This is a genomic window from Thermodesulfobacteriota bacterium (assembly GCA_039028315.1).
In the GTDB taxonomy this organism is placed as follows: domain Bacteria; phylum Desulfobacterota_D; class UBA1144; order Nemesobacterales; family UBA2774; genus CR02bin9.
The window spans coordinates 1-8431 of the sequence record JBCCIH010000105.1; the positions used below are offsets into that span (position 1 = coordinate 1).

9 protein-coding genes are annotated in these 8431 nt (G+C 41.1%); 7 read left to right on the forward strand and 2 right to left on the reverse strand.

From position 1 onward, the window contains the following. From AAF462_07505 to AAF462_07515, 3 genes are all read left to right on the forward strand, one after another. On the forward strand, window positions 1-302 hold a 302-nt coding region (locus AAF462_07505), incomplete at its 5' end, for a hypothetical protein (protein ID MEM7008963.1). Continuing rightward, on the forward strand, window positions 277-786 hold the full coding sequence (locus AAF462_07510) for a Rieske 2Fe-2S domain-containing protein (protein MEM7008964.1): 510 nt from the start codon (window positions 277-279) through the stop codon (window positions 784-786). The genes AAF462_07505 and AAF462_07510, both read left to right, overlap by 26 nt. Before the next feature lie 48 nt (window positions 787-834). Beyond that, on the forward strand, window positions 835-2256 hold the full coding sequence (locus AAF462_07515) for a cytochrome b N-terminal domain-containing protein (protein MEM7008965.1): 1422 nt from the start codon (window positions 835-837) through the stop codon (window positions 2254-2256). Here AAF462_07515 and AAF462_07520 read toward each other — a convergent pair. Both AAF462_07520 and AAF462_07525 read right to left on the reverse strand, forming a co-directional pair. Beyond that, the gene (locus AAF462_07520; protein MEM7008966.1) at window positions 2235-3551 is read right to left on the reverse strand and encodes an NAD(P)/FAD-dependent oxidoreductase; all 1317 of its coding nucleotides are present in this window, start codon (window positions 3549-3551) and stop codon (window positions 2235-2237) included. The genes AAF462_07515 and AAF462_07520 overlap by 22 nt on opposite strands. 172 nt (window positions 3552-3723) lie before the next feature. Beyond that, a complete protein-coding gene (locus AAF462_07525) occupies window positions 3724-5283 on the reverse strand; it encodes a DegQ family serine endoprotease (protein ID MEM7008967.1) in 1560 nt (519 codons plus the stop codon). A gap of 221 nt (window positions 5284-5504) precedes the next feature. Between AAF462_07525 and AAF462_07530 the strand changes: the two genes are divergently transcribed. The 4 genes from AAF462_07530 to AAF462_07545 all read left to right on the forward strand — a co-directional run. Beyond that, entirely contained in the window at window positions 5505-6134 is a 630-nt protein-coding gene (locus AAF462_07530; protein ID MEM7008968.1) for a MarC family protein, read from the forward strand. A gap of 118 nt (window positions 6135-6252) precedes the next feature. Next, entirely contained in the window at window positions 6253-6945 is a 693-nt protein-coding gene (locus tag AAF462_07535; GenBank protein MEM7008969.1) for a sigma-70 family RNA polymerase sigma factor, read from the forward strand. A gap of 78 nt (window positions 6946-7023) precedes the next feature. Further along, window positions 7024-7743 (forward strand): sigma-70 family RNA polymerase sigma factor, encoded by a 720-nt coding sequence (locus AAF462_07540; protein ID MEM7008970.1) that lies wholly within the window; start codon window positions 7024-7026, stop codon window positions 7741-7743. 2 nt (window positions 7744-7745) lie between these two features. Then, window positions 7746-8431 (forward strand): anti-sigma factor (locus AAF462_07545; protein MEM7008971.1); only part of this gene is annotated, 686 nt, incomplete at its 3' end.

Here is an 8431-nt window from a genome sequence, read left to right on the forward strand (position 1 = left end):
CTAGCTCACAAGTGCCGCAAGGAGACTTTGATGCAGTTAACATAACAAAATATGTTCCAAAGGGTGATTCCGCACCCCCGGGATGGCATCGACCGCTTCCGGATCGACTCCCAACAGCAGGTTATTGGCCGGCCATTATGGCGCTTGGAATAACTTTTATGCTCTGGGGTCTTGCAGTTGGATTTAACGAAGTCGTTAGCACTATTATTATCCTGGTACTTATAGGACTAATTCTTTTTTCATTAGCTCTAGCAGGCTGGATAGGAGACTTAAGAAATGAGCGAAAAGACCAAAACGAGTGAAGAGTGCAGTAGAAGAGCGTTTTTCACCCATATAAGCTACACATTAGGCGGCCTAGCAGCTGTTATGGTTGGAATACCGATTGTAGGCTCTATCTTAGCTCCTATAGTAAATAAGCCAAAGCCAATATGGAGGCCTGTTGGTGAGGTTAAGAATTTTACTATTGGCGACACCGTTATTGTTTCTTTCATAGATTCATCTCCCCTCCCTTGGGCAGGTGTTACATCGGAGACTGCCGCATGGCTAAGAAGATCAGGTGAACAAGAGTTTATTTGCTTTTCAGTAAACTGTGCTCATCTTGGCTGCCCTGTGAGATGGGTTGCCGGGGCCAGGCTGTTTATGTGCCCTTGCCACGGAGGCGTTTACTATGAGGACGGCAGTGTAGCAGCAGGGCCTCCTCCACGAGGTTTATATAATTACCCGGTGAGGATTAATAACGGACAGGTTGAAATATTAACAAGCCCAATACCAATAACGACGGTGTAGTAAATTGATCAATAGAAAACGGACAAAATCATATAGGGAGTTTTGTTGATGGAATCTTTAAGACGCGCTTGGTTATGGTTTGATGACAGAACAGGCCTTGGCAGTGCCCTAGGCCCTTCCATTAAACACCCTGTCCCGCCAAACTCGGCCTCATGGTTCTATGTGTTTGGTAGCGCGACTCTATTTGCTTTCATGCTGCAGGTAGCTACTGGTGTTACCCTTGCATTTATGTATGTCCCATCTGCTGGAGAAGCGTATCAGAGCCTTCAGTACATAACCGATCAAACAACATTTGGAAGAATTGTAAGGGGAATGCACAACTGGGGCGCCTCAGCCATGATACTCCTAATAGGTGTCCACATGGTGAGGGTTTATTTAACCGCCGCATATAAATTCCCACGTGAGATGCACTGGATATCAGGGGTTGTACTTTGGGCACTTACAGTAATCATGGCGTTTTCAGGTCAGGTAATTAGATGGGACCAAACTGCTGTGTGGTCAACCATCGTTGCGTCAGAGCAGGCGGGGCGTATACCTCTTATTGGAACTTGGGTAGCGCAGTTTTTAATAGGCGGAGAAACCATTGGCGGAGCAACACTAAGCCGAATGTTTGCCTATCACGTTTTCATTGTTCCGGCACTTTTATTCTTATTTATTGGGCTACATTTATATCTAGTAATCAAAAACGGAATCTCCGAGTTTCCAAAAGCTGGCAAACCAGTAGATCCTAAAACTTATAGAGAAGAATACGAGAACTTAGTTAAGAAGAAAGGTATCCCGTTTTGGCCGGATGCGGCTTGGAGGGATATGGTATTTGGCTTTATAGTTATTACGACGATTCTACTTATTGCTCTAATCATAGGACCTCCGGCTCTTGGTCCACCGCCTAATCCATCTAATATAGATGCTCTTCCAGTGCCGGATTGGTATTTTGTGTTCTATTTTGCATTCTTGGCTCTTATGCCTCCACAGATGGAGACATACCTCATGGTGTTTGGGCCTCTATTGGTAGGAGCTCTGTTGTTCTTCCTTCCTTTTATTTCAAACAAGGGAGAGAGGAGCCCTCTACGGCGTCCTTGGGCGGTTGCAATAGTGGCGCTTACAATAGCCAGCATTTCTGGACTTTGGGCAATCGGAATCACCTCTCCATGGTCACCGCACTTTGATGCAAAACCGCTAACGACACAGATAATTGGAGCTGAAAGCGGGCCTATTTATAGGGGCGGCGAATACTTTAATGAGAAGGGTTGTTTGTATTGCCACACTATCTCAGGACATGGCGGAGAAAGAGGACCTAATCTAACCTACATTGGAGATAGGCTGTCTACTGATGAGATTACGTGGCGTATAATGAACGGAGGACTTAACATGCCGGGATTTGGCGGCACTCTTTCAAACGAAGAGCTTGCTGATCTGGTGGTATTTTTAAAATCCAGGACTAGAGAGAATCAGGAATTATCTTCTGAATGAGACTCGGGAGCCTCGCGGCCTTTCATAAGAAATTTAAGCTGTACCATATCCTTTGGAAGGAACATATCTAAGAACCAGTCTATTGCCACCCTTATTTTTCGATCCCATCCGGGCAATTTGCCTAGATAAATGGTTCTCCACATAAACCATGCGAAAAAGCCCGAGAATTTAATCCCTTTTATATCTGCGACCGCAGATCTGTGACCCAGAGGTGCTAGCATTCCTTGAGTTGTAAAAACAAAAGCCCTTTTGTCATCAGTCTCATTGATTGCCGAAGCTACGTTGTGAGCTACTCTGGCCCCTTCTCTTATTGCATGCTGAGCTGTGGGGGGATAAAACTTTCCAGTATGCGGATCGGGGATTGTGGCGCAATCGCCAAGTGCCCATACTCCTGGATAATCAGCAACTTCCATAAATTCATTTACTTCTATCCTGCCTCTTTTATCAGCTATAGGCAGCTTTGCAATTACAGGCTGTGGCGCAGTACCAGCTGCCCAAATTGCAGTATGTGTTTTGATTTTATCGCCGTCCTGAATTTCTACTGAGTCCGCAGTAACTCCACCCACTCTTGTTTGCAGGTGAAACTCCATTCCCCTTTTCTTGAGCAATTTAAGTCCGTATTCTGCAAGCCCCTCACTCATCTCATGCATAATCCTATCCCCAGGATCTACGACAACAACTTTCACCTCATCAGCTTTTACATTCTTGTAGAATCTTTTACTTGAAGAGACAAAGTCGTTTAGTTCTGCCGCAACTTCAATGCCGGTATATCCACCGCCAACAACCACAAAAGTAAGAAGACTTTTCCTTAGATCAGGGTTTTGCTCCAAATCAGCCCTTTCAAACATATCAATTACATGACTTCTCAGAACCATTGCATCAGCAAGGTTTTTAAGTGGGAAGGAGAACTCTTCAGCTCCCGGCACATTGTGATAGCCAGTGATAGAGCCCATAGCTATTATAAGATAGTCATATTCGAGGTTAAAAGTCTCACAAGTATGGAAGTGATAACATGAGACAACTTTCGTCTTAAGGTCTATAGATTGAACGGCAAGCTCTTTGAAAGTTGCTCTCTTTAGACACTCTCTTATAGGAATGACGACATGCTTTGCCTCAATGCTGCTTGAAACCACTTCTGCAAGCATAGAAGTGAAGACCAGATAGTTATCTTTGCTTATTAAATCAATTTGTACATTATCTTTTTCTGAGAAGATTTTCTCTAAGGTCTCAGCGGCTTCTAAACCTGCAAAGCCGCCGCCAAGAATCAAGACGCGTTTGGATTGTTGATCTGCCATCTATCACAAGCCTCCTTGATTATCTGTCAACATGAAGCACGTAAGCAGAACATTCTTGACTATCTAGCGCCGATGCCCTACCTATTCATATCTCACATGAAATGTTAAGTATTGTCAATAAAGGCTATGTTAAATCCAAGAAAATAGTCTGGCGAAAAGTATTTTTAGGTTATTATTTATCCTGATCTTCAGACTTATCCTCAGGCACCCTAACTGCAACAAATAGTGAATTGTTTCCCCTGATTACTTGAAAGAGTACTGTATCCCCAGGCTTTATTTTATCTAGCGCTTTAGAATAATCTTGAAGTGTAGAAATAGAACTCTTGTCAATTTTTAATATAATGTCAGCCAGCTTAAGACCTGCTAGCGATGCAGCGCTTCCTTGCTGTATATCTGAGATAATAATTCCTTTATCCTGTGATAAATTAAATCTTTTGGCTATATCGGGACTAATTTGCTTTACCCTTATACCAAGATTTTCATTTATCTCACTTTCTATCTTAGTTTTTTGATCTGGAAATTCACCAAGGGTAACAGTTAATGTCTTAGTTTTTCCATCTTCTATGACTTTGACCTCGACTTTGGTTCCGGGCGCTGTCTCAGCAGAATAATTTGTGAGATCAGACACATCAGTGACTTTCTTGCCGTCAAACTCAATTATTACATCCCCGCGTTTGATACCTGCTTTCTCAGCTGGCCCATCTTTAGCAAGATCACTTACCAAAGCTCCTTCATCTTCTTTGAGATCAAAACTTGCGGCAATTTCAGGAGTTATTTTCTGAACATAAATACCTAGCCATCCCCTTACTACCTTTCCTCCAGACTTGAGCTGCTCGATTACAAACTCCGCCAGATCAATAGGAATAGCAAAACCAATGCCTTGAGCCCTTGAAGCAATAGCAGCGTTAACTCCAACAACTTCTCCGTTTAAGTTAAAAAGCGGTCCGCCGCTGTTACCAGGGTTTAAAGATGCGTCTGTTTGAATAAAATCATCATATGCTCCAAATCCCAGTGAGCGGCCTTTAGCGCTTACAATTCCTGCAGTAACCGTGTATCCGAGACCAAAGGGGTTTCCAATTGCGATTACCCAGTCGCCTATTCTGAGGTTGTCTGAATCACCGAACTTTACAGTCTGAAGTTTTTGATCAGGCTCAAACTTAAGCACGGCGAGATCAGTTTTAGGATCTTTTCCGACAACTTTAGCTTCATATTTATCGCCACTTTGCAATATAATATCTATATCAGTCGCTTTATCGATAACATGATTGTTTGTCACTACATACCCATCTTCGGTGATGATAAAACCTGACCCAAGCCCTTGTCGCTTATATTCTTGGGGGGCACCGCCGCCAGGTCCGCCGAAAAACTTTTCAAAAAATTCGTTAAAAGGATCGTTAGGACCTCCAGGACCTCTTTGAAACGGGCTTCTTTGCTTAATAACATTTGTAGTACTTATATTAACAACTGAGGGCTGAAGCACTTCAACCAGATCAGCAAAAGATGGAAACTGCTGTGTACCTTGCAGACCTGAGCTTGTGCTTTGTTTTTTTGTACTACTATCAGAGGACTCTTTTGTTGTTTTGCTTGAAGTAGGTTGAGAGGCAGTTTCTTGCTTTGTATTACTAGAGCTTTTATCGCTGACACTTAAGTCGCTTGGTCTTTCGCATGCAATTGATGCTGCTAATAATATAATAAATGGTAGATAAACTAGTATTTCAAATGGGCGTCTCATAGAGTCTCCTTAGAATTTTTATAATAGGAATAATATAGCTTTGAAATATACATAGGCAAGTGAAATATATATAAATTCTATATCTCAATTATGACACTTTACAGTTTAGACTAAGCTCGGGCTAAACCAAGCTATATTTGTAAACCTCTATGACACAAGATAATTGATAAATATAGCAGTTTGACCTTTAAATTAATTGCAGTAATAATGAGCCTTAGATCATGTCACATGCACAGTTAATCACATTTGTAATAGCAATGCTTGCAATCACAAACCCTATTGGCAATCTAGCAATATTTGCCAGTCTGACAGGGGATAAAACACTTCAAGAAAAAAGAAAAACTGCTTTAGTCGCAGGCGTTGCAATCTTAATAATACTTATTATTGTCACATGGACAGGGGATTTATTGCTTAGAGCTTTTGGAATAGATATAGCTTCATTTGAGACCGCTGGAGGACTCATCATTGCTCTTATGGGTATATCAATGCTTCACGCAAAACCAAGCCCGATTCACCATGGTAAACAAGACCAGGCTGATGCTGAAGCTAAAACCAATGTAGCAGTCGTGCCGATTGCCATACCAATTGTTGCAGGACCTGGGGCTATAACCACGATCGTTGTAAACACCCACCATTACTCAACAATCGATGACAAACTCATGATTTCCGCAGTGTCCGTAGTCATCGCAATAATCCTATGGATCGCATTTTACTTTTCAGCTCCCGTAAGCCGTCTGTTAGGCCCATCGGGTGTGAACATTGTTACCCGTATTATGGGTATTATTCTGGCCTCAATAGCATTTGGAATGATGGCAAGTGGTTTTAAAGCACTATTCCCTGGTCTTGCATAAATACCTTACAAAGACCATTGCAGCTCACTACTACATATTACAATGGAACCAAAAATTAGCTCCTCTCGTATATTAAGCAGAGTACAGATTATATAACGAGAGAAAGGAGAGCTAATCCATGAAAGAATCTAGTGCAGCGCTTAACATCCCTGATTTTTCCTGTCCGGAATCTGAACAATATCTGGTGGACCTTACAATCGATAATTCGTGTCAGGGCGAGATTCATGCACTTCCATTTAATTATAGTGAAGCTTCTGATGAGGCCTTAGTTTGTTTATATACCACGAACAAAGATGAGCGGGCATTTAATGAAATTGTCAGCAGATACAATGACATCTTGATTGGATTTGCAATGAAATTTTGTAAAAACCCATATGACGCAGAGGATATAAAACAAGAAGTACTCTTAATACTTGCAACCAAACTTCATACCTTTAAAGGTAATTCAAAGTTTTCAACCTGGCTATACAGAGTCACGCTAAACACTTGCTATAAACAAATTAACGACACTAACAAAAAAAACAAAAGAGAGATTTATCTAGATGACAGTTTTATAAATCAGACTGAGTCACAATCAAGGTGGGCGCGGTCAGCAGATGAGATGATTCAGTCTAAAGAGCAGATGAAAATTATTAATATAGCTGTAAATGAGCTTTCTGATAGTAATAAAAAGATATTTAATCTTAAAGATATTAACGGATACTCAAATGCTCAAATAGGGGAGTGCATGGGGCTTTCAATTTCAGCAGTTAAATCAAGAGTTTTGAGAACAAGGCTTACAATAAAAGAGAAAATCACCCACTATTTCTAAATAATTTTTGCTTATTAAAGTTAGATATTTTTGAACAATTAGGTTTAGATAGGGGATAGGAGAGAGTAAGCAGAAAAAATGCAACCCAATCAGGCAATCCTTAGTGTTTTCGACACACAATTCAAATTATTTCAGTTAGTTAACCAACAAACAAATATAGAACTAGCAATTGACAAAAAATACTATTTAACTACAATGGTTCAAAGGCTGGGTGGTATTTTGGTTATGCAGCAAAAATCTAATCGAGAGCTAGATCAAGAGTTAATTGACCAAGTAAAAAAAGGCAATAAAACTGCATTTAAAGAGATATATTCCAGATTTTCCCAAGTTACATATAACCTTGCACTTAGGATGCTAAGAGATAAAGAAGACGCCGAAGAAGTAGTGCAGGAGATCTTTCTACAAGTCTGGAACAAGGCCTACACGTATGATCCACAAAGGGGTGCTGTATCCACTTGGGTGCTCAATATCGCTAGAAGCAGATCCATTGATAAATTACGAACCTTAGGATATAAAGATAAAAATGTAGAGATAGATGAAGAAAAAGTGAACTCAAATGATGATTTAGCTCGTACAATAGAAGATAGGGAGGAGAGTAAAAACGTTATAAGGCAAGCGCTCGATTCACTCCCTGATCCTCAGCGTATAGCAATTGAACTAGTTTACTTCGAGGGCCTTACGCATGTTGAGGCAGCTGAGAAATTAAACGAGCCGGTTGGAACTATCAAAACCAGGATTCGTCTTGGTGTTCTAAAATTAAAAGATAAGATTATGCCTTATTTACAGGAGCTTATTTAGTTATGTCTTGCGATGTAAAACAGTATGAAGATCAATTAACGCTTTTCTCATTAGGACTGCTAGAGGGTTCTGAGCTTCGAGCTGTACAACAGTGCCTTGATTCAGGATGCGAAGAATGCCTTAAAGCACTTAGGGAAAACGAGATGGTTATATCTTCTCTAGCTTACTCTTTAGATGACAGCCCTTTATCACCTGAGGTTGAAAACAAAATATTTAAGCAGATTGAGCAAGAACAAGCTACTCCTGCGAAACAACCAAAAACTAGTTTTTGGAGCACCATAAGACCTATGTGGCTAAACCTGGGAAGCGCTGTTGCAGTGTTGTTGCTTATTACATTATTTGTAAATAATATGTCACTTAGGAATGAACTTGAGACTCAAAGACAAGATATAGACAGCCTGCAGGCCAGTATTCAAGAAGACACACAAGTGATGGATTACATGTTGGATCCAGGTGTGCAAACAGTAAAGCTTGCAGGAGCGATGTCAGGCGTGGAGGCATCCGGAAAAATCATGTGGGATGAGAACACACAAGGAGCTCTCTTACTTGTATCCCAAATTCCCGAGCTCACACAGGGGATGGAATATCAGGTCTGGTGTGTGGAAGAAGGAAAGCCTGTAAGCCTAGGAACATTTACGGTAAACAAAAAAGGGCAGAGCATGATGGAAATAGACTCAATGCCAAGACC

Bases quoted from the DNA above. Each gene is read 5' to 3' on its own strand.
- AAF462_07515 (MEM7008965.1), top strand. From the start codon at position 835: ATGGAATCTTTAAGACGCGCTTGGTTATGGTTTGATGACAGAACAGGC.
- AAF462_07540 (MEM7008970.1), top strand. From the start codon at position 7,024: ATGCAACCCAATCAGGCAATCCTTAGTGTTTTCGACACACAATTCAAA.
- AAF462_07525 (MEM7008967.1), bottom strand. From the start codon at position 5,283: ATGAGACGCCCATTTGAAATACTAGTTTATCTACCATTTATTATATTA.
- AAF462_07520 (MEM7008966.1), bottom strand. From the start codon at position 3,551: ATGGCAGATCAACAATCCAAACGCGTCTTGATTCTTGGCGGCGGCTTT.
- AAF462_07530 (MEM7008968.1), top strand. From the start codon at position 5,505: ATGTCACATGCACAGTTAATCACATTTGTAATAGCAATGCTTGCAATC.
- AAF462_07535 (MEM7008969.1), top strand. From the start codon at position 6,253: ATGAAAGAATCTAGTGCAGCGCTTAACATCCCTGATTTTTCCTGTCCG.
- AAF462_07510 (MEM7008964.1), top strand. From the start codon at position 277: ATGAGCGAAAAGACCAAAACGAGTGAAGAGTGCAGTAGAAGAGCGTTT.